Origin of the sequence: Sphingomonas naphthae (assembly GCF_028607085.1) — a bacterium.
Classification (GTDB): Bacteria; Pseudomonadota; Alphaproteobacteria; order Sphingomonadales; family Sphingomonadaceae; genus Sphingomonas_Q; species Sphingomonas_Q naphthae.
The window spans coordinates 1-21,641 of the sequence record NZ_CP117413.1 but is presented as its reverse complement, the minus strand read 5'-3'; the positions used below and the strand labels follow the sequence as shown (position 1 = coordinate 21,641).

Sequence of the window (21,641 nt, the reverse complement as noted above, 5' to 3'; positions counted from 1 at the left end):
AGGCGGCGATCATTTCATCAGCGCATTCACTCCGGCCAGCGTCTCATCGCCCAGATCGCCAGTCGCGGCAGCGAGCTGGAGCCGGGCCGTCATATAATCATATATGGCCTGACGCCGGTCGCGGTCGGTCGAAAAGCTCTGGCTCTGCGCATTCAGGACATCATCCTGCGTGCGGATGCCGACCTCTCGCCCGGTATTGGCCGCATCCTGCTGCAAGCCGGCCGACCGGTTTGCGGTGTTCAGGGCAGCTATGCGGCGCGCGCCGGTCGATACGGCATGCCAGGCCTGCTGCGCCTGAAGACGAGCATCCCGCCGCGCGGCATCCAGGGCGCGCTCGGCCTTGACGGCGTTGGCGCGGGCTTCCCGTTCCTTCGACTGAATCGCCCCACCGGCATAGAGCGGAATGGTGATACGCAGCCCGGCCGACGCCGACTGGATGCGGTCGGGAATGATGCCATTGCCCCCTTCCCCGCCCAGCCGATACTGGCCCTGATAACCGGCGACGCCTTCGACGACGGGGCGTCCCGCAAGGCCGTAGCGGTCGATATCGGCTCCTGCGGCCTTTGCCTGATGCTCGGCCGCCTTCACCAGCGGCGACTGACGCTCCGCCTGCTCGATGGATGCTTCCAGCGTCACGAGCGGCAACGGCGCGGCGAAATTCCCGGCGGGTCGGTCCAACCCTTCCGCCGGCAAGCCCGTCAGTTCGGAAAAATCGGCACGGGCATAGGCCAACTCGGCCTCGGCGCCGATGCGCTGTGCTTCACTCGCGTCGCGGCGGGCCTCCGCCTCGCGCACGTCAGTGATGCGCGCGCGCCCGGCATCGAAACGCGCCTGCGCGCCGCGGCGTTGCTGTTCCGCCGCATCGACCTGCGCCTGATAGGAGCTTAGCCTGTCCTCGGCCGCCAGCACCTTGAAATAGGCCTGCGATACACGAAGGATGAGTTGCTGCTGCTCGCCGGCAAACTGCACATCGGCGCCTGCCGCCTTTTCGCGCAGCTGGATCGACTGTGCATGTTTAGATGCATCATACAAAGGCTGAACCGCCTGCACGCCAACGGTCGCCCGGCCGCTCGATCGGCTTCCGGTAAAGACCGGGTCCAGTTCTTCCGGGAAACGGGCGTTGGTTTCTGTGACATTATATTGGTATCCGCCCTGAAGCTGTACGCTGGGCCGCTTGAGCGCCCGCGCCTGAACGGCGGCCTCCTGCCCCGCGTCGCGCTCAGCCTGCGCGCCCAGATGATCGGGATCATGCGCCGCCGCTGCTTGCCATGCTTCCATGAGGTCGGTCGCATGGGCGGGCGGCGCGAGCATGGCCGCTGCGGTACAGAGGAAAAGGCGTTTCATGCGGAAATCTCCTGGCTGTCGGCGCGATGCTGCGGGCGGTCGAAGACCAGCTCGTAGAGCGCGGGCAGGACGATGAGGGTAAGGATAGTGGCGACCATCAGGCCGCCCATGATCGCCCAAGCCATCGGCCCCCAGAAGGTCGACCGGGTGAGCGGGATCATGGCGAGGATGGCGGCGAGCGCGGTCAGCAGGATCGGGCGCAGACGATGGACGGCGGCTTCGCGCACGGCCTCCCGCATCGCCAGGCCATGGCCCGACAAGGTGTCGATCTGCGCGATCAGGATGACCGAATTGCGCAGCACCATGCCGAACAGCGCCAGCGATCCCAGCATGGCGACGAAGCCGAAGGGGATGCGGAACAGGGCCATGATGAGCGCCACGCCGATCAGCGCCAGCGGCCCGGTCGCCAGCACCACCAGCATCCGCTTCACATTCTGGAGCTGGAGCATCAGCAGGATGACGATCACGAAGATGGCGAAGGGCACGGCGGCCATGGTCGCCTTCTGGTTGATGCTGCTCTGTTCTTCCGACCCGCCCTTGACGATGGAGGCGCCGGACGGAAGATCGCGGCGCAGCGCCGCGATCTGTGGTTCGATCCGCTTCGTCAGGTCGCTTGCCTGCTCGCCTTCGACATCGGCGGAGATGGTGATGGTCGGCTGACGGTTGCGCTGGTAGATCACGGCCGGTTCGCTGCCCGCCGATACATGGCCAAGCTGGGCCAGCGGCACCGCGCCATTGGGCGTCGATATCGGCAGGTTGGCGATGCGGCCAAGGTCGGTCCGCTCAGCCGCGCTCAGGCGAAGCACCACGTCGAGGGCCAGATCGCGATCCCGAAAGCTGGTGGTACCCGCCCCGCCAATCGCCGCCTGCAACGATTGCTGCACCGCCTGCGTCGACAGGCCGAGCGCGCGAACCTTATCCTGATCCAGGTCGACCCGAATGGCCTTGAGCGGTTCGCCCAGATCGCTGTTCACGTCGCGCGCGTGACTGTCCGCACGGATCAATTCCTCCAGCTTCTTCGCGACCGGCATGATCTGCGCAAGGTCCGGTCCCGCCACACGATACTGCACGGGCTGGCCGACCGACGGGCCATTTTCCAGACGGCTGACACGGCCGCGCGCTTCGGGGAAATGCGTGGCGAACAGGCTCTGGATGCTGGCGATCACGCCTTCGCGCGCCTCCTCATCCCTGGTCTGGAGCACGAGTTCGGCCAGCGTGATATCGGGCGTCTGGACATTGAGCGGCAGGTAGAAGCGCGGCGACCCGCCACCGACATAGGCAGTGGTGGACGTCACCCGGTCATCGCACGCCAGCAGCTTTTCCATGCGGGCGGCAACCGCCTGCGTCTGGGCGAAGCTTGCATTTTGCGACAGCTGAAGGTCGATCACCAGTTCGGGTCGGTCGGACGCGGGAAAGAATTGACGGGGCACGCCGATCTGGAACAGCAGCATCGACCCCACGAACATGGCGAGCGCGACCGCCACCACCGTCTTGCGCCGGTCGAGGCAGCGGTCGAGCACGCGCCGGAACCAGCCGTAGAAGCGGCCTTCATATTGTTCTTCGGGCTCTCCCGCGTCGTCACGCGCATCCGCGCGCTGGGGCAGCAGATGATAGGCGATGAACGGCGTGAAAATGACCGCGACGATCCACGACAGGACCAGCGAAATGGCGATCACCTGAAACAGCGAGATCACATATTCGCTGGCTGTCGCCTTCGACATGGCGATCGGCAGGAAACCGGCGACGGTGATGAGCGTGCCGACCAGCATCGGCACCGCGGTCACGCTATAGGCGCTGACGGCCGCCCGCGTCCGGGTCCATCCCGCCTCCAGATGCGTCGCCACCGCCTCGACCACGATGATCGCGTCATCAACCAGCAGACCCAGCGCAATGATGAGTGCGCCCAGCGAAATGCGCTGAAGGTCGATGCCCATATACAACATGCACAGGAACGTCATCGCCAGCACCAGCGGGATGCACAGCGCCACCACGATGCCCGGCCGCCAGCCCAGCGACAGGAAATTCACCGCCAGCACGATGACGATCGCCTCGATCAGCGATGTCGTGAATTCGCCGACGGATTCGTCGACAACATGGGTCTGGTCGGACACGGTATGAATGCCCACGCCGACCGGCATTTCGGACTGGAGGGCAGCGATCGTGCGCTTCAGATCCTCGCCGAGACGCGCAACGTCACCGTCCGACCGCAGGCTGATGCCCACACCGACCGCATCCTTCGCTCCAAAACGCATCCTGAACGTCGCAGGATCGACCGGCTTGCGTTCGACCCTGGCTATGGCGTCGAGCCGAACGCTCTTGCCATTGGCGACGATCGGCGTTGCGGCAATGGCCTCCACCGATGCGAAATCGCCCGTCACCTGCATCCGCACACGTTCCGCGCCGGCCTCTACGATCCCTGATGCAGCGACCGCGTTGGTCGTGTCGAGCGCGTCGGCTATCGCCTGCGCAGAAATGCCCGACATGGCGAGACGCGCACTGTCATAGGTGACATAGATAGCTTCATCCTGCGCGCCGATGATCTGCGTCTTGGCGACATCGGGCAGCGCCTGGATACGGTCCCGCAGCGTCTCGGCATAGCGTTTGAGCACCGGATAGGAAAAGCCGTCGCCCGTGACGGCATAGATATTGCCGTAGGTCGTGCCGAATTCGTCATTGAAGGCCGGTCCGACGACCCCGTCGGGCAGGTCTGCGCGATTGTCGGTCACGGTCTTGCGGATGCGATACCAGATATCGGGGACGGCGCTGCTCTTGACCGTCGATATGAGCGTGATGTTGAGCGTCGCCTGGCCCGGTCGGGCCTTGCTCTTCACATAATCGATCTCGGCGATATTCTCGGTCAACACCGTCTCGAGCGGCTTGATCACCTGTTGCGACATCTGCTGCGCCGTCGCGCCGGGCCAGCCGACGGTAATCATCATCGTCTTGACGGTGAATTCGGGGTCTTCCTTGCGCCCCAGCGCCATGTAGGAAAACAGGCCCGCAACGGCCGCCAGCACAAGCAGGAAGCCGACCATCTGCTGATGGGTGAGCGCCCAGCGGGACAGGTTCATGCCCTTCATGTCGATGCTCATGACTGCGGCACCTGCACGATACGAACCTTCTCGCCCGCACGCAGCAGATGCACCCCGGCCGTGACGATGGTCTCGCCCGGTTTCAGGCCGGACCGGATGGTCAGCATGTCGCCCTGCGCCGCGCCGATCTGCACGGCGCGCGGCTGCACCACCATCGTTCGCCGGTCGAGTACCCAAGCCTGCGCGCGTCCGTTGGATTGCAGCACGGCGGTCAGCGGCACGCGGACGGCGGCATCGCCGGCATCGCCTTCGACCCGCAATTCGGCGGTTTCGCCCATCAGCAGCGCCTGTGCCGGCGCATCGACGGACAGGCGTGCCGCAAAGGTCCGCGTCGCAGGATCGGCAGCGCCCGATATGCTGCGGAGCCTGGCAGCATAACGCCGGCCCGGGCTGCTCCACACGCTCACACTCAATCGTGAGGCGGACCGGATCCGGTCCAGACTGCCTTCCGGGAGCGCCACCGCGATTTCCGGCCGGGACGGATCGGCCAGCGTCACGATCGCCTGTCCCGCGCCCACGACCTGACCAACCTCGCCCTGAATCTGCGTGACGACGCCGGCGCGCGGCGCCGTGAGGACGGTGCGGCCCAGCTGCGCCGATGCCGTTCCGCTCTGGGCGCCGGCGGCACGCAACTGCGCCTGCGCCTGAACGGCCGCCGCCTTCTGCTGATCGAACTCTGCGGGGGAAATGAAGCCTTGCTTCAGCAATTCGCGCGACCGCGCCAGATCAGCCTGCTGCACGGCGGCGGCGGTCCGGGCCGAACCGCTCTGCGCCGCCGCGCTGTCCAGCGCCCGCGCATAATCGCTGTTGTCGAGACGCAGCAACGTCTGGCCCGCATGGACGCTGCTGCCAAGGTCGACCCTGCGCTCGACGATCCGGCCCGCCACTTCGAAACCGATCTGGCTTTCGAAGGCGGACCGGATTTCGCCGGCATAGGTTGTGCCGATGCCGGCATCGGCGCGAATGCGCTGGACGGCCACGGCGCGTCGTTCATCCCTGACCTGCGGCTCATCCCGACAGGCCGGAAGCAGCAGCAACGCGATCGGTACGATATGGGCAAAACGTGCCATTCCATCCCCATGGGAAAAGGCCGCCGAGGCAGGCCGGTTCATGCAAGGCCAAGGGAATGGAGCAGGTCTGCAACCATCTGATACGCACTTTGTAACGCTATGTAACAGGCTCGCGGCGCTAGGCGCGCGTTCAGCCTGGTCAGTCGCCGATAGTGCCGGACCATGAGGCCGACCCGCCATTGGGACCGGTCATGTTGCGATGATAGGTTGCGGTCCCATCGCCATTGGCTGTCGCGCTGGTCGATCGCCCCCAGCTTTTTCCGCTGTTGGTCACATGACTGGTGGAGCCGTGGAACTGCCCGTCCTGCGCCTGATACCCGCGCTGGCTGCTGAAGCCACGTCCGTCATTGGTCTGGACATTGCGGGTCATGGCTGCCTGCCCGCCGCCGCGCGAGGCGTTGTAGCTGCTGTGCAGCCCTCGCCCATTCGGCCCCTGCACGTTGCGGCTGTGGCTATATTGAAAGGAACGGTTGCGGGCTTCGGCCGTCGATATGCTGGCTGCGATGGCCAGGGTCGAAACGATGATCGTGGTGAATTGGCGCAATGTCATGAAGCATACTCCTTCTCCGCGTCAGCAAAAGGCGCGGGACAGGACATGTCGCACCGGGCCGTGAACGGCCTTGCCGCATAATGTGTCGGATATTTGCAGCGGGATCGGGCGCCGGATCGCGCTGTTACAAACTGTAATCTGTCTTCACCTGGGGATCGAACATGCTGCGGTGGCGCGCGCTATATCGGCCACGCTCATTTTGGGCCTGATACAAGGAGAATGACATGAAATATCTGACGATCGCCCTGTCGCTGGCCGCCGCGGTCATCGCCCAGAGCCCGACCGCCATGGCGCAGGATGCGTCGGCAAAGGCCAGGGAAATGTTCATCAAGGCCGACACCAATCAGGATGGCGCGCTGTCGCTGGAAGAATGGAAGGCGGCCGGTCGCCGCGATCGTGGTTTCGCGATGATCGACGCCGACAAGGACGGCAAGATCACACCGGACGAACTGCGCGCCGCCGCCGCAAAACGTGGCAAATGATCAATTGCCCCTGGAACCATGCTAGATGGTTCCGGGGGCGCTGCACCATCGGCACAGGCGCTGACGACAAAGAGGTATGGCATGGTGGCCGAAACGCAGGCATCAAATGGCAAGGTCGCGATTGTCGAGGATGATCCCGGCATTCGAGATCTGGTGCGCATGTTGCTGACCCGTGAGGGGTTTGAAGTCCTGGCCATGGAAAATTCGGCCGGCCTCGACGTCGATGGCGTGCTGGAACGGCTCGATTGCCTGATCCTCGACCTGATGTTGCCCGGCGAGGATGGGCTGGAAATATGCCAGCGCCTGCGCGCCCGCTGGCCGCGCCTGCCGATCCTGATCGTCACGGCGAAGGACGATCCGATCGACCGGATCATCGGGTTGGAAATCGGCGCCGACGATTATCTCGCCAAGCCGTTCAACAAGCGGGAATTGCTGGCGCGGCTGCGCTCCATCATTCGCCGGACCCGTGACATAGACACGGCCGTCAGCGAGGAGAATGGCGACAGTTTCCGGTTTGACGGCTGGCTGCTGCGCCTGGGAGCCCGCGATCTGACCAACCCGGCGGGCGAGCCGGTGGGCCTGACCACCAGCGAATTCGACCTGCTCCATGCGCTGGTGCTACACCCACGCCGCATCCTGTCGCGCGAACTGCTGATCGACTGGACACGAGGCGGTCATGCCAGTCCGGTCGATCGCGTCATCGACGTGCAGATGAGCCGGCTTCGGCGCAAGCTGGGCGACGATCCGCGCGAACCCGTGATGATCCGGACCGTGCGGGGCGACGGCTATCTGTTCGCACCGGCCGTCACCCGATGCTGAAGCTGCGCCCGCCCCGGTTGCGAGAGCGGATAGGCCTCATCGTCCTGCTCCATCTGCTGGCCATGATTGCCGTCATTCTGCTGTTCCTAGAACAGACGGACATGCGCAAGATGGCCCCGCTATATCGGGTGCCCGTTCCCGAAAAGGTCGCTTTGGTCGTCACCGCATTCGAACGCACGCCGCCCAGATCGCATCCCGATCTTGTCCGCGCCTTTTCCGATGCGACCATGCGCGTCACCATGCTGGCGGCACTGCCTGCGGGCCAGGCATCCTCTGCCACGCCCGCGACCCTGTCCCGCTATCAGGAGGCTTTGGGCGGCAGGCCATTTCGCATCGAAACATCAGGCGATATCGGCCCCGCAGACCTCAACATGCGCCCCGCCGTCACGATGAACCCCGTGCGGATATCGGTCGCCCTGTCCGGCGGCGATGCCATCATGATCGAACAGATGGTCGCAGCGCCGCTGACCAAGATCGTCAACAATCTGATGCTCTTCCTGGCGGCGGTTGCGATTGTCGATATCGCTGTCATCCTGTGGCTGGCCGCGCAGACGACGCGGCCTGTCGAACGGCTGGCCCGCGCTGTCCGCGAGGACAGGCTGGATGCGCTGAAGCCCGACGGCCCGCGCGAGATCGTGGAACTGGGCGAAGCGTTCCGGCAATTGCGCCAGCATCTGCGGACGCTGCTTGATGAACGAACGCGCATGCTCGCGGCCATCGCACATGATTATCGCACCTATCTGACCCGCATGGACCTGCGCAGCGAATTTATCGAGGATGAGGAGCAGCGCGCGCTGGCGGCCAAGGATATCGAGGAAATGCGCGACCTGCTGAGCGACACGCTTACCTTCGCATGGGAATCGGCCGCGACCGACCTGGACATGGCGACATGCGACATTCGCGCCGAACTGGCGCTGGTCGCCGAAGAGCGCCTACAGCGCAACCAGCATGTGGACGTCGCGCCCCTGCCCCATGCCGTCCATGCCCATGTCTCCCATATTTCCTTCCAGCGCATGATGGCCAACCTGCTGGACAATGCGGTTCGCTACGGCGGCGGACAGGCGCGTATCCTTGTCGAACCCGACGGCCCGTTCATCCGCATCATGGTGGAGGATGACGGCCCCGGCGTACCCGAACCCAGCCTGCCGCGCCTGACCGAACCGTTCGAGCGGCTCGAGCCGTCGCGCGCGCGCAGGACGGGGGGCGTGGGCCTTGGCCTGTCGATCGTCCAGGCACTGACCCAGCGCTACCGGGGCGACCTGGTGCTGGAAAATCGCGCGGAAGGCGGGTTTCGCGCCATCCTGTTGCTCCGCAGTGCAGGAGGAACCGGACCGGCATGACCGACACGGACTGATACATGGCACCCGACCGGATGATGCAAAGGCCATCCATATCAGGCTTCCCACCCAAGGAGTCCGATCATGCCCCGGTTTTTCAATCCCCAATCCCTCACGAAGCACGGTGTCAGCGTCAGCGCCGCTTTTGCAGGCAGCGCGACCCTGTTCCTGTCCGTCATGGCCATCATGGCCAGTCCCGCCGCAGAGGCGCAGGTCGTCCGGCATACGACCGTCGCGCCCCGCGCCGGGGTCGTGCACAGCCGCACCGTCATCGTCGATCGCGGCCGTCCCGGCTGGTGGCGCGGCCACCCCGGATTTGTCCATTATCACGGGCCGCGCCATGGCCATTATTTCGCGCCCGGCTACGGCTATTACCCCATCCCGCCCAGACATGCGCATAGCGTTTGGATCGTCGGTGGCACCCTCCCCCTGTCGATGCGCCATTATGTCGTCGTCAATCCGGTCGGCTATGGACTGTCCCCAGCACCGACCGGCCATATCTGGTGCTATGCGGGAACGAATTTCGTGCTGATCTCCCGAAACACCGGCGTCATCATTCAGTCCGTTGCCGGTGGTTGGTGAAAAAGCGACACTCGCTGGCAGTGCTTCTGACTGCCAGCGGCCCATACCGGTCTTTCCGCCGACGATTCCCAATGCTCAGGTGCAGACGGCCCAGGACTGGCAACTCGCGACCACAATGCGTCGTTCGCCGTCCGGGTTTAGAACGGCTGCTTCCGTTTGAACCCGCCGTTCGCTCATTGCGGAACCGTCAGGCGGCAACGCGTCCCATTTTCGGTCGTTCAGCTAGCTCCCTGCAAAGCCTGAAAGCGGCCGTGAGTTCAGCCCCCGCCGATCGGCGTAGTGGGTGGATGGCAGCCCGTCTCATTTGAAGCGACACCATAGGATAAGCGACCTTTTGTTCATCGACCGCAAACAACAGCTTGGTTGGTGGTTGAGGGCGATGTCATCTGCATTGATCGAGCGAGCTAAGACGGCCCAATGGGGTGATTGCGGCGCCACACCGACCGTGCAGGTCGTTGCAATTTCAACGATGAAAATCAGACTTAGCGCTTTAGTCGTGCTCGTGAGATCGGCTATGCCTACAACATGGAGGCACGGACCAGAATGAGCGATCTTGAAGCGATGGCTGACGCGTTGCAGGCGAGCGGTCAGTATCGCGTGCAACGCCGTCTGCAACCGAGGCTTCGCATCAATGATGCGCGCGGTGCGCCAACCCGCCAGGGTCTTTTCGTCGATGTCGAGACAACTGGGCTCGACCCGACGAAACACGAGATTATCGAACTTGGTATGATCCCGTTCAGCTATCTGCCAGACGGCTTGATCTGCGACATTGGCCCACCATTCGAACAGTTTCAGGAGCCTTCGTCGCCAATCCCGCCTGCAATCACGCGATTGACCGGCATCACTGACGAAATGGTTGCCGGGCAGCGTATCGATGTTGATGCTGTCCGAGCGCTGGTCGACCGGGCGTCGCTCGTGATCGCGCACAATGCGAGCTTTGATCGCCGATTTCTGGAGCGACTCAGTGATCCTTTCGTTCTCAAGCCTTGGGCCTGTTCAATGTCCCAGGTCGACTGGACCGAGGAAGGGCATGAAGGCGTGAAGCTCGCCTACCTCGCCGCCAGCACCGGCTTTTTCTATGACCGGCACCGCGCCGTTCACGACTGTCGTGCAGCCATCGAGCTGCTTGCCGCGCCGCTTCCGACAAGCGGGGTGCCGGCGATGCAACGGCTGCTGGAAAAGGCCCGGCGTTCGAGCTGGCGGATCTGGGCGGAGAACTCGCCCTTCGACCTGAAGGATGTCCTCAAGGCTCGCGGCTATCGCTGGAACGGCGACGACAATCCCAATCCCCGCGCCTGGTATATCGATGTCGAGGATGGGCTCCAGGAGGCCGAGATCGCATTCCTGCGCAAGGAAATCTATCTGCGCGATGTCGAACTGCTGGTGCGCGAGATCACCGCGTTCAACCGCTTTTCCGATCGCGCCTGATCGATACAAACTGATGTCCGGGGGGGATGCATGCACATTTCGAAACTGCAGCTGGTCAATTACCGAAACTTCGCCCGCGCCACGGTGAAGTTCGAAAAGGGCGTGAACACGATCATCGGCGAGAACGGATCGGGCAAGACAAACCTGTTCCGCGCGATCCGCCTGCTGCTCGACGACAATTTGCTGCGCATGGCGCACCGTCTCGATGATCGGGACTTCCATCGCGGCCTCGGTGAATGGCGCGGTCACTGGATCATCATCAGTCTCGAATTCACCGATGTCTCGCAGGACGAGACGATCCAATCGCTGTTCCTTCATGGTGTCGGCGCCATCACGGGCGCAACGGTCGACAAGGCGACCTATAATCTTATCTTTCGCCCAAAGGCTGCGATCCGGCAGAAACTGTCGCAGCTGGCGGCCGGGGACAAATCGGCCCTTGCCGATCTTCGCAGGGAGATCAGTCTTGCCGATTACGAGACCGTCTTCACCGGCAAGAGCAGCGCCGATTTTACCGACCCGGCGGTTTATCAGGCGCTCGTCGGGGACTTCGATGCCGTGATCTTCCCGGATGAACTCACCCCGGCCGAGATCGGCGGCATCGTCCCCGGCATGTTTTCGATCGCTCGCGAGATCGGGTTCACCTTCATTCAGGCGCTTCGCGACGTCGTCGCCGAATTCCAGAACAATCGCACCAATCCGCTGCTGACCTTGCTCAAGGGCAAGAGCGGCGAGATCGACCCCGCGAAGTTTGCTCCCATCAGCGGACTGGTGACAGACCTGAACGCCGCGATCGAAGGCCTCGACGATGTCCGCGCGATCCGGACCGACATCCGCGACACGATCACCGAAGCCGCCGGCGAAACCTATTCGCCCAAATCGCTCTCGATAAAATCTGACCTGTCGGACGAAGCCGACCGGCTGTTCCAGTCCCTCAAGCTGTTCGTCGGGGAAGCCGAGGCAGGCTATGAGGGCGGCATCCACGAGCTCAGCCTCGGCGGCGCGAACCTCATCTACCTCACGCTTAAGCTGCTCGAATTCAAATATCAGAAGGTCAAGCAGACATTCGCCAATTTCCTCGTCGTCGAGGAACCCGAGGCGCACATCCACACGCATATCCAGAAGACCCTCTTCGACCGTCTGAACTACGACGAAACCCAGATCATCTACTCGACGCACTCGACCCATATTTCTGAAGTCAGTAACGTCGAGAACATCAACATTCTCGGGCGTGATGGCGGGGTCTGCGAGGTCTACCAGCCTGCCGCCGGCCTCGACCCCACGCAGATCGGCAATATCCAGCGCTATCTCGACGCCGTGCGCAGCAACCTGCTGTTCGCCAAGAGCGTGTTGCTGGTCGAGGGAGATGCAGAGGAAATCCTCATCCCCATCCTCATCAAACAAGTGTTCGGCCTCAGTCTCGACGAGCTCGGGATCAGCCTGATCAATATCCGCAGCACCGGCTTCGAGAATGTCGCGATCCTGTTCCATGACCAGCGCATCCGCAAGAATTGCGCGATTATCACCGACCTCGACCAGGCCTTTATCGATCTCACGACGAACCCGGCTGACACCCCTGCGCAGAAGAAGGCGAAGGACAAGGCCACTGGATCGCAGACGTCAGGCGCAGCGCGCGCGCTGCGATTGACCACCTTCTGCACTGGGAACAACTGGCTGAGTACGCACCTCGCGCAACATACGTTCGAAGTCGATTTCATTCGTGCCGGCAACAGCGCCGCCGTGGTCTCGATCCTCGGTGAGGTCTACAGTGATGGCCCTACGATCGCGCTGGCCAAGACCGAACTGGAATCCGGCGACATCGCGCAATATGGCACGCGCGTCCTGACCATGGCGAAACATGTCGGGAAGGGCTGGTTCGCGATCATTCTCGGCAAGGCAATCACACCCGACGTCCACATCCCGGACTATATTCTCGACGCCTTGTTCATGGCGCATCGGCCGGTCTCCGACGAGATCCTCGCCAGCATCATCGACCATCGCCTCAAGGTTCAGTTGAAGACCCTCGGCGTTCTTCCTGCACAGGTCGCGGCGATGCGCGTCCATCTCGATCGGTTCCGATCGGGCGACATCGATTTCCCTGCGGTGCGAACCGAGATGCTCACGGCGTTTCCTGGGGATCGCATCAACACCATTCTCGCGACCCTGTGATGTTCGTCTGGAACGCCGACGACCTGAACGCCGATCAGGTGAAGGCGATCGAGCAGCCGGGCAGCGTGTTTCTGACGGCGTGCCCCGGCAGCGGAAAGACGCGCACGCTTACGTACAAGATCGCACGCGAACTTTCGCTGCTGACCTCCGACAAGCAGCGCATCGTCGCGATCACCTATACCCATCGCGCTGCGGACGAGATCCAGGAACGGATCGAGCAACTCGGGGTCGATACCAGCCAGCTGTGGATCGGAACGATCCACTCCTTCTGCCTCGAATGGATCCTGCGGCCCTATGCCATTTACCATCCGGAGCTAAAAAACGGCTTCCGGGTAATCAACGCCCATGACACCGAGCGCGCCCATGAGCTGCTGTGCAGCGAGCATGGAGGCGGTCTTCGCACGTTCGATTGCGGCCACTATTTCACGTCTGCCGGCCATGTCATCGCCTGTCCGGACTGGAAGCGTGCGAAGGTCGAAGCGCTGCTTCAGCAATATTGGGCGGAGCTGCGCGCGAACCGGCAGGTCGATTTCGAGATGATCCTCGACTACGCGTATCAGTTGGTTCGCGATATTCCGTCGATCAGCGTCCTGCTTGGATCGATCTTCGCGACGGTCTTGGTTGACGAATATCAGGACACTAAAGAAATCCAGTACGCGATCCTCGGCGCCATCCTGAAAGCGTCGGGCGGTAAGGCCAAGGCATTCATCGTCGGCGATCCTAATCAGGCGATCTATGGGTCGCTTGGCGGCTATGCGATCACGCCCGCCGCATTTTCAGCGCTTAGCGGTGTCAGCTTTACCGAGATGGACCTGACGGTAAACTACCGCTCGTCAGACCGCATCGTCACCTATTTCGAGAACTTCAACCAGCTCACTTCAAAGATCAGTGCTGGCGGGAAATACAAGAGTTTCGCGAGCGCAATTTCCTACGACAGCTCGACTAATCGCACTGCGCTGGTGGACGAGGTCGTACGTCTGATCCGCTATAACGTCGAGAGCATGGGGATCGTCCCCCGCGAAGTTTGCATCGTTGGGCCGCAATGGCTGCCGCTTGCAGGCATGACGCGCCAGCTTGTGGCTGCCTTACCGGATTACAGTTTCTCCGGCCCCGGCATGGTACCGTTTGCCCGAGACATCGACAATTTCTGGTACAAGCTCTCCCGGATCATTCTGACCGAAGCCTCGCCGCAACTCTATATCCGGCGCAGCCGGTGGGCGGGGGAAGTGATCGCTGCGCTCGACCTGGCCGGCATCAACACCGCCTCGATCACACGGAAGAGCCTGTTGCGTGCATCGAATACGACTACCTCCGCCGAAACCGACGGTCTGAAATATCTGCTGGAGTGCTTCGACGCCTTCTTCGACGCGCTCGGCATAGATCGCACCAGCTCTCCCATGCTGGTCGAACACTACGAGGCCTTCGTCGAAGGATCGCAGCGACGGATCGAAAGGCTCATCGCGGACGGTGCGACCGCGATCGCCGAGGTCGCCATGTTCCGGAAGGTTTTCGATGAGAAGACCGGGATCACCGTCTCGACAATCCATGGTGTGAAAGGCGCCGAATTCGAAGCGGTGATTGCTTTCGGTCTGCTTGAGGGCATGGTTCCGCATTTCAACGAGGACGATAAGATCGCGGCCGCAAACAAGCTTCTCTACGTGATTTGCTCCCGGGCAAAAAAGAACCTGCACCTCATTTCGGAAGTGGGCCGGCGGCGGGGGCAGAACAACGTATATCAGCCGACCGATATCCTGCTTGCTTGCACTTTTGGCTATGACCAGATTCCCTGACCCGGCGTACGCGCGACTGCTTACGAAGGTCGGCTATACTGCTCGATTTGCATTGAAATTGCCGGTCGGCAATCGGCCCACTTCCGGTCGTACTCCGATGGCTGGTCGGGGAAGCGCTGGACGTCCGCTCCTAGCGAAACCTGCTGTTCGGCGAGTCATGCGGAAACGGCAGATAAGTCCCAGACCACGTCATAGCTGTCGTTCGGCTCAACAGCGCAGGAAGACGCGAGCCGTACGACCAACTTGGGCGCGTAACAGACATTTCCCAATCTGTCGGCGCAACGATCAAGGCCGCATCAGCAAGTCCCGACGGGCAATGGCAAGTCAGTTTCTTCCGCTCAGCAAAGTCATTCCGGATGCCGCCGCGACGAGTCGCACCGCCTTCGGCGGTTGCGCTCGGGACAGTTGCAAAGTGCAGTAGCGCTTTGCAACTGTCCCGAGCGCTTCAATGGCCTCGGATCGTCTCAAACGGCGGATAATTTTGTAGCCCATAAATAAAGGGTTGCGGTGAGACGAGACACCATCTGCAAACATAACAGCCAGCAGCTCGATTTCGGCGGAACAGGCAGACCGGCGGCCGTAATCCGTGCCGCGCAGCGTTCGCGATCCCATCCCCATTCGCGCAACGGATAGCGATAGAGATAGCGCGGATCCTCGCAGCCGAGGGCATGGCGGTAACGCTGGGTGTCGCGGGCTGAAGCGTCATAGCCGATCAGCTTGGTGACGCGCCCTCCCCCGCCCCAGCAGCGGCGCGCCGGTTCCCAGCTTGTCGTCCACGCCTCTTGGGCGGACACCTTCCATTTTTGCGAGCAGGAGCCACCGCCGAACACGACCGATGGAAGGGTGGCGTTCGAGAGCATATTCTCGGCGATGGTCGCGTAGGGCGGCCAGTGCTTGAAATTGCGCGGCCGGTATCGGACGATCTCGGACGGGATGCCGCGCGCTTCCATCCACGCGCGGAACGGCGGGATGAAGGCATAGGTCTGGGTCTTTTCAGAACCCGGATCGGCGAACAGGACCATGTCGATGGGCTCACCGCGTTCCGCCAGCTCGATGATCATAGCCGTGGAATCAACGCCCGCGCCCCACGCCGCAATGACTGGGGGCCGGGTCATGGGAACCGCAACCCATCATCGGTGAAGCTGTAGTCGTTGGCGAGGATCGCCGCATCGACCTGTTCGTCGGCCGTTTGATACGCATATTCGGCTTCGAGCTGGCGGTAGAGCCAGCGCGCGAGGTCGCGCAGCGCCTCTGTCACCACCTCGTCGGCACCGCCCGCTATCGCGCTTTCGACAGGGGCGGACCGCTCGACATCGATCGTCATGCTATACTCGTGATAATAACGGCCGCGGTGCTCAACGCGGGCTTCGAGCTGATAGAAATTGGACCGCTGAACGGTTGCCAGCGTGTCCGCGATCCGGTGGAGCTCGGCATCGCGTGGCGCATGGGCTCGGATCATCTTGGTCGAAGACCGGGCGTATCGGTATCGCCCTTCGAAACACGCACCGTCGCCCTGGCTCGCAAACCCCGAAAACCAGATGCGCGGTGCCTGCCGGCTTCCGCCACCATAAAGGCGAACGGGATAGCTGCCTAGGTCGACGCCGATGAGATCGCAAATGCGCGTGAAGTCGTCGTACACGAACTCATGCCAGTCATCGCCAGGTGCGACCTGCCGATACCAGTTGCGCGCCGCGTCCTTCGCGGACGCCGACAGCTCGTTGAGCCGATAGACGGTGGTGGACACCAGCTCAGGCATGGCCGTCCCCTCCCGTCAGGACCCCGGCCAGCCAGTCGGACGTCGACGTCCAGCTATGTGAGGTGCGGTTGGACAGATCGACCACATGCGCACCGCCACCGAACCCGTCGAGCAACGGGCGTGACGCGGTCAGCGCATATTCGAAACCCCATCGCCCCTCCAGGAACAGCGTCTCGGCGCACAGCAGTACGAAACTGACGAGCAGTTCGATGTCCCCGCGACCATCGTCGTGAATCCAGAGCTCCGAGCCACCGTCGGCCGGCGGCTCGAGCCGGAATCCATCGGGGAAGGTAAGTCCGTCCTCGTTCGGCGGGGTATTGGCGTAAAGCGCGAGCGCTTGTTCGACATGAGGATGGTTACCCACGTCGAGCGTGCAGGAAAAATGCGTGTAATAGTCAGCCATCACAGCCTCCGTTGAAATCGCGCCCGACGGGCGCTGGCAGGTGGAAAAGCCGCCGCTCAGGCCGCGACCGGCAACGGCAGGCCGGTATCGCGCAAGGCTTCCAGGCGGCGAGCGAAGCTGCCGGGCTCGAGCAGGAGCGCTACCCCACCATGACGGGGGCGACCCGCAATGACGCCACGGGCGCACCGGAACCAGGTCACCTCACTGTCGGGCAGAAAACCGCGCGGGACGACACGCACGAAGAAATCGGCGTGGCGCAGCTCGGTGATACCGTCTTCATGGTCAGCGCCGGCAGTGACGACGATCTGGAATTCTTCCGCGACAAGGCCAAGCGCGTCTGCGACCCACGCGAGTGCCTGCCGCGCCTGCACATGGAAGGTCCGCTTGGCGAGCCGGTCACCGCTGACCGCTTGGCCGGCGATGGCGAGCAATGCCGGATGAGCGAGGATCGCTGCGCGATCGGCCGCGCAGCGTGCCGTAAGAGCCGTGAGATCCGGGACGGCGCGCGCGGCGCTCTTAGCCAGAGCGCGGATGAGCAGCAGGACTGCCGCATCCTGTTCGGCGGATTTGCCGGCGCGCCGACAGTCGTCGATCGCGCTCAGCAGACCATGCAGCACAACGCCAACCGTGGCGTCGGGATCGGGTGTAAGCGCCTGATTGTGGCGGTAGATCGTGTCGTAGAACATGGGAGTGCCTCCAGCTTGGCGCGATCACGCGCATCCCGCCGGAGGCCCCCTCTCCTCTCGTTCCTGCCCGCATCATGTCGGCCCGGCCGCTTCACCGAATGCGCCTGCCGGCAACGACCATGGATCGAGCGTGATCGGGAGCTGCCAGACCGGATCGTCGGCCTGGGCCCGATCATCGGGATGCGCGCTTGCCGCCGGATAGGGACGCCCCCGGTCGGCGAGTTCGTTCACGCTACAGGCGCGGTGGATCGTCCTGCTACTAGCCGCCTCGCGACGTGCGACGCGTTCGAAGGCTTGCGGAAAGATCAGGCGCAGTGTCGCCCATTGATCGGGCGTCCCGAAAATGCAGCAGCGACACGAGAGGCGACGCCAACCAAGCCGATAGGCAGGATGCAGCCTGATCCGCGCCGACGCGATGATGTCCCACACGCGCTGCTCGCCCCAGCCATGGACCGGTCGCCAATGATCGACATGGCGACGACGGCTCCAGGTCCGGTGCGGTTCGAACGTCGCATAGCGAGCACGACCGGGACTTTCCGCCGCGCGCTCCCCGGTAACGACGAGGGTCTTGCCTTCAACGAAACGGCTTTGATTGCGGATGGCCGCCGCCAGCACGTCGATCTTGAGCGCCGGGCTGCACCAGCGTACCCGAAGGTCAGCGGAAATCTGCGGAAAGAGGCCGCGCGTGCCGGGCGGGCCCGCACCACCGGCGACGCGGAGCCCATCAGGCGTCTCGAACGCGATCGGCGCGGTCGCCGTGCAGTCCCTGTCGAGCTCGCGCGCAAACCCGCCGATCCGCCAGGACCGATAGAGGGCGATCCCGAAATGGCGCGCGAGCGCGTCGACATAGGCCGGCGTACACGGCCAGTCCATGAGGGTAGCCCCCTGCCCGTCCACCTCATGATGATGCAGTTCGATGCGGTCTGGGGATATGCCATGCTCCAGCAGAGCGAGGAGACTGGCGAGGCTGTCCTTGCCGCCGCTGAAGGCCACGACGAAGCGGCGGTAGGCGCCGAGGTCGGGGAGGACGTCCATGGTCACGCCGCTTCACGAACGGTCTCGTCACGATCATCCGTGTTGGCGAGCCCGGTGGCGCGCAGCAGATAGCCGGCCGCGACTTCCGCCTTGGCGGCAGCGGTCATGACCACGCGGCTATCGCGTTTGAGAACCCGAAGCCATGAGGCGATGTAGCTGGCATGATCATCCAGATGCGCGGTCGGCAAACCCAGATCGGCGCCGAGCAACGCAGCGGTCATCTCGGCGCACAACTCCTCGAGCGCATAAGCGTCATCGCCGAACTTCTTGCCGAACACGCGGTTCAGCCGGTCGGGGTGACCCGTCCAGTGACCGGCCTCATGGGCGAGCGTCGATGCCCAATAAGCCTGCGTGGTGAACAGCTCGATCGACGGCATGGTGATGCTATCGGCGACGCGGTCGTAGAAGGCGCGGTCGCCGCCAACCGACACGGAGGCCGGAAGTGCGCGAATGAAGCGATCTGCCCGTTCGGGTAGCACGTCGCCGGGGGCGACGAGCGCGACTCGGCTCGGATAATAGTCTGCGGGCAATCCTTCGATCTGGTCGACGTTGAAGACGGCATAGCTGCGGAGCATTGCCCGGACTTCGTCGGTCACCGCCCCCGTCACCGGAGAGGCGACCTCCTTGGTGTAGGTCTTGTAGAAGATCGCAAATTGCGATTTCTCGCCCGGACGGACCTGTCCACCGAGCGTCTGGGCCTGTTTGTAGGTCATCCAGGTGCGCGCGCTGTAACCGGCGCTCTCCGCCACCAGCCAAAGCCAGAAGCAGTTGATGCCGCGATAGGGTTCACCCGTCACGCGCAGCGGTCGACCGCCGAGTCCCGGTCGCCACGGCTTCACCCATGGACGGACACCGGCCTCGAGCCTGTCGATAATGGTGTTGGTGATGATGTCGGCGGGCGATGGCTTGCCAGTGGTCTTGGCCACAATCAGTCTCCGATTTGGCGAGAGGCGGACCCGCCGGCTGACGGATCACGAAAAAAAGGGCGGCACTCGCAAGAGCACCGCCCCAAGTCGCCTCGAACAGTCAGCGCAGCGTCAGGCCGCTTCGCTCAGGTCATCGTCGCCCGTGATGTCGACGATCGACCGATTATCCTCGCCATCCAGATCCTCATCGACGCCCTCGACGTCGTCCTCCTCCCCTTCCAGGAAGGTCGAGCGGGTGGGATAGCGTTCTGGCTTTTCGATCGCCTCGAACCGCATGGCGTCGGGCAGCCAGGCGCTCGCCTTCTCGCGGATTTCGGCTTCGACGATGCCCTGTCCGTTGCACAGGGATGCGCAGGTGGCGGCAAGATCGCCCTTCTTGGCGTCCTTGTAGCGACCGCGCAGGATCGGGCCGCCGATATCCTCCAGCGCGTCCAGCATCACATCCTTCTTCACACGGCCGAAGAAGTTCGCGGCCGTCGGACGCCACCATTGCGCCACCTCGATGTCCAGAATCCGGCCGAGATGATCGTGGAAGCCGTTGAGGCGACCGCCATCGCCGGCATTCAGCGTCGGCTCGAGCGTCTGCGCAATGACGAAGGCCACCCACGCACCTCGGGCTTCATCATCAAGAGCGCGAAAGGCATCGAAGCGCGCGGACATTGTGTCGTAACCCGCCCAGTTGGTGTCGAGCGCCTGACGCTGTTCCGCGATCGTCTGCGACGCAAGCGAACCCTCATCGCGGAAGGCAAAGATGGGGAACTGCGATGGCGATGCCTTCAGCGTCGAATGATTGCGGACATAATTGTTCGCGAAGATGGCATCCTGCGCCATAAGGAAAATCGTCAGGTCGAGGGCCAGAGCCGGATCGCTCGCGAGATGGGCGACAAGGATTTGGCGCCGCTGGGTTGCGAGTTCATCGACAAGGGTCGCGCTGAGCTTGACCCCCTGTTCGACCACCTCATCCGCCCCGCCCCCGATCGGGCCGATGACGACCGGAGCGTTCGGATCGACCACCGGCTTCTCGCTGAACATCCGGGTGTGGACGCGGACAGCGCCGTCGCCACCGATATAGACGAACGTGCCGAGCTGGGCGCGAACCTCGGGATCGACGACCTTGCGCGCAGCGTCGAGCTCGTCGAGCTCACGCTCGATTTCCTCCAGTCGCGCATTTGCCGTCTCCGCTTCCTCGGTGCCGTCGCTCAGTTCCGTTTCGAGCTGCTCGAGCAGCGCGTCATTTTCCACAGCGAGGGCTTCCACCCGAACCTGTTCCTCCTCGGTCAGCGGCCGCGCGACAGCATGATATTCGTGGAGCTGACGCTCGGTGTCATAGGGAACATGCGTCGCCGCGACGGGCGTGACGAACGCGAGACCCTGCGATTCGGCCAGTTCGGCGGCAGCGGCCTCGAGCTTCTGCGCCGCCAGATCCTCCAGGAGCTCGACATCGATCCAGTTCTCGTCGCCCTCGGTCGCGAACAGATCGCCCTCGATACGGCCGCCGCCGGCCAGATAGGCGTCCCGGCCCACGAAACGCGCCTTGGCGTCGTTCGCCTTGACCGTACCGTTCAGGATCGCACGCCGGATATTATCGGGCTGGTTCCCGTAGTAGGCGGACTTCATCTGATCGAAGACACGGGCCTGCCGATCAGTGTCACCGGTGACCGCATAGGCCTGCGCAACACCCAGGCTGATCTCGCCGGCAGCGAGTGCCTGGAAGATGGAAGGTGCAAGTTCCGCAAGGCGAACACGCTGCTCGACAAAGCGGGTGGTGACACCGAACCGCTTGGCCACATCCTCAGCCGATGCGCCCTTGTCGATGAAGTGGTTGAAAGCGGTGGCCTCGTCTGCAGGGTTCATCGGCAGGCGGCCGAAATTCTCCGCAAGGCTCGCCTCGGTGCTGTCGGCATCATCAGCCAGCACCAGAGCCGGCACTTCATGGTCGGCAGGCAAAACGCCCGTCGCGATGAGGTGCTGCAGCGCGCGCAGGCGACGACCACCGGCTTTCACCGTGAAGTGGCCGCTCTTCTTCAGCGGGGTGACCACGAGATTTTGCAGGAGTCCGTGCGCCGCGATGGTGGCGGCGAAGGACTCGATATCGAGGTCGCGATTGCTCTTGCGAACATTGTCCTTCGAAAGGGACAGGTTCTTCACTTTGACAGATTGGATCATTGGATTTCT

The 21,641-nt window shown here is 63.1% G+C and carries 17 protein-coding genes and 1 pseudogene; 7 read left to right on the top strand and 11 right to left on the bottom strand.

Going from position 1 to position 21,641, the window contains the following annotated elements; genetic code table 11:
• Window positions 1–9 precede the first annotated feature (9 nt).
• The 4 genes from PQ455_RS20010 to PQ455_RS19995 all read right to left on the bottom strand — a co-directional run bounded on the left by PQ455_RS20010 (window position 10) and on the right by PQ455_RS19995 (window position 6,056).
• The gene (locus PQ455_RS20010) at window positions 10–1,344 is read right to left on the bottom strand and encodes a TolC family outer membrane protein (protein WP_120253631.1); all 1,335 of its coding nucleotides are present in this window, start codon (window positions 1,342–1,344) and stop codon (window positions 10–12) included.
• Window positions 1,341–4,436: an efflux RND transporter permease subunit gene (locus tag PQ455_RS20005; protein ID WP_206517729.1), complete on the bottom strand. Its 3,096-nt coding sequence runs from the start codon at window positions 4,434–4,436 to the stop codon at window positions 1,341–1,343. The genes PQ455_RS20010 and PQ455_RS20005 overlap by 4 nt, the downstream gene beginning before the upstream one ends.
• On the bottom strand, window positions 4,433–5,506 hold the full coding sequence (locus PQ455_RS20000) for an efflux RND transporter periplasmic adaptor subunit (RefSeq protein ID WP_037522490.1): 1,074 nt from the start codon (window positions 5,504–5,506) through the stop codon (window positions 4,433–4,435). Before PQ455_RS20000 ends, PQ455_RS20005 begins: the two co-directional genes overlap by 4 nt.
• A 139-nt stretch (window positions 5,507–5,645) precedes the next feature.
• Window positions 5,646–6,056: a hypothetical protein gene (locus PQ455_RS19995; protein ID WP_051887041.1), complete on the bottom strand. Its 411-nt coding sequence runs from the start codon at window positions 6,054–6,056 to the stop codon at window positions 5,646–5,648.
• Between the two features lie 224 nt (window positions 6,057–6,280).
• Here PQ455_RS19995 and PQ455_RS19990 point away from each other — a divergent pair, with 224 nt between their 5' ends.
• The 7 genes from PQ455_RS19990 to PQ455_RS19960 all read left to right on the top strand — a co-directional run bounded on the left by PQ455_RS19990 (window position 6,281) and on the right by PQ455_RS19960 (window position 14,660).
• Entirely contained in the window at window positions 6,281–6,538 is a 258-nt protein-coding gene (locus PQ455_RS19990; RefSeq protein WP_120253633.1) for an EF-hand domain-containing protein, read from the top strand.
• 81 nt (window positions 6,539–6,619) lie between these two features.
• Entirely contained in the window at window positions 6,620–7,357 is a 738-nt protein-coding gene (locus tag PQ455_RS19985; RefSeq protein WP_037522488.1) for a response regulator, read from the top strand.
• A 101-nt stretch (window positions 7,358–7,458) separates the two neighbouring features.
• Window positions 7,459–8,697, top strand: a complete 1,239-nt coding sequence (locus tag PQ455_RS19980; RefSeq protein ID WP_273692057.1) for an ATP-binding protein — start codon at window positions 7,459–7,461, stop codon at window positions 8,695–8,697.
• A gap of 81 nt (window positions 8,698–8,778) precedes the next feature.
• Window positions 8,779–9,276 carry an RcnB family protein gene (locus PQ455_RS19975; RefSeq protein ID WP_051887035.1) on the top strand — a complete coding sequence of 166 codons (498 nt, stop codon included), beginning with the start codon at window positions 8,779–8,781 and terminating at the stop codon, window positions 9,274–9,276.
• 525 nt (window positions 9,277–9,801) lie between these two features.
• Window positions 9,802–10,704, top strand: coding sequence for a 3'-5' exonuclease (locus PQ455_RS19970; RefSeq protein WP_273692050.1), 903 nt, complete (start codon window positions 9,802–9,804; stop codon window positions 10,702–10,704).
• A 30-nt stretch (window positions 10,705–10,734) separates the two neighbouring features.
• Window positions 10,735–12,870, top strand: a complete 2,136-nt coding sequence (locus tag PQ455_RS19965; protein ID WP_273692047.1) for an ATP-dependent nuclease — start codon at window positions 10,735–10,737, stop codon at window positions 12,868–12,870.
• A complete protein-coding gene (locus tag PQ455_RS19960) occupies window positions 12,870–14,660 on the top strand; it encodes a UvrD-helicase domain-containing protein (protein ID WP_273692045.1) in 1,791 nt (596 codons plus the stop codon). The genes PQ455_RS19965 and PQ455_RS19960 overlap by 1 nt, the downstream gene beginning before the upstream one ends.
• Window positions 14,661–15,195: 535 nt before the next feature.
• On the opposite strand, the pseudogene PQ455_RS19955 reads toward PQ455_RS19960, so the two are convergent.
• From PQ455_RS19955 to PQ455_RS19925, 7 genes and pseudogenes are all read right to left on the bottom strand, one after another.
• A pseudogene (locus tag PQ455_RS19955) lies at window positions 15,196–15,775 on the bottom strand (hypothetical protein); the annotation flags it as partial.
• On the bottom strand, window positions 15,772–16,416 hold the full coding sequence (locus tag PQ455_RS19950; RefSeq protein WP_273692043.1) for an antitoxin of toxin-antitoxin stability system: 645 nt from the start codon (window positions 16,414–16,416) through the stop codon (window positions 15,772–15,774). The pseudogene PQ455_RS19955 and the gene PQ455_RS19950, both read right to left, overlap by 4 nt.
• The gene (locus PQ455_RS19945) at window positions 16,409–16,819 is read right to left on the bottom strand and encodes a hypothetical protein (protein WP_273692042.1); all 411 of its coding nucleotides are present in this window, start codon (window positions 16,817–16,819) and stop codon (window positions 16,409–16,411) included. The genes PQ455_RS19950 and PQ455_RS19945 overlap by 8 nt, the downstream gene beginning before the upstream one ends.
• Window positions 16,820–16,875: 56 nt before the next feature.
• A complete protein-coding gene (locus tag PQ455_RS19940; protein WP_273692041.1) occupies window positions 16,876–17,505 on the bottom strand; it encodes a hypothetical protein in 630 nt (209 codons plus the stop codon).
• 72 nt (window positions 17,506–17,577) lie between these two features.
• The gene (locus PQ455_RS19935; RefSeq protein WP_273692039.1) at window positions 17,578–18,540 is read right to left on the bottom strand and encodes a phosphoadenosine phosphosulfate reductase domain-containing protein; all 963 of its coding nucleotides are present in this window, start codon (window positions 18,538–18,540) and stop codon (window positions 17,578–17,580) included.
• A 2-nt stretch (window positions 18,541–18,542) separates the two neighbouring features.
• Entirely contained in the window at window positions 18,543–19,466 is a 924-nt protein-coding gene (locus PQ455_RS19930; protein ID WP_273692038.1) for an ArdC family protein, read from the bottom strand.
• A 111-nt stretch (window positions 19,467–19,577) separates the two neighbouring features.
• Window positions 19,578–21,632, bottom strand: coding sequence for a ParB/RepB/Spo0J family partition protein (locus PQ455_RS19925; RefSeq protein ID WP_273692035.1), 2,055 nt, complete (start codon window positions 21,630–21,632; stop codon window positions 19,578–19,580).
• Window positions 21,633–21,641 lie beyond the last annotated feature (9 nt).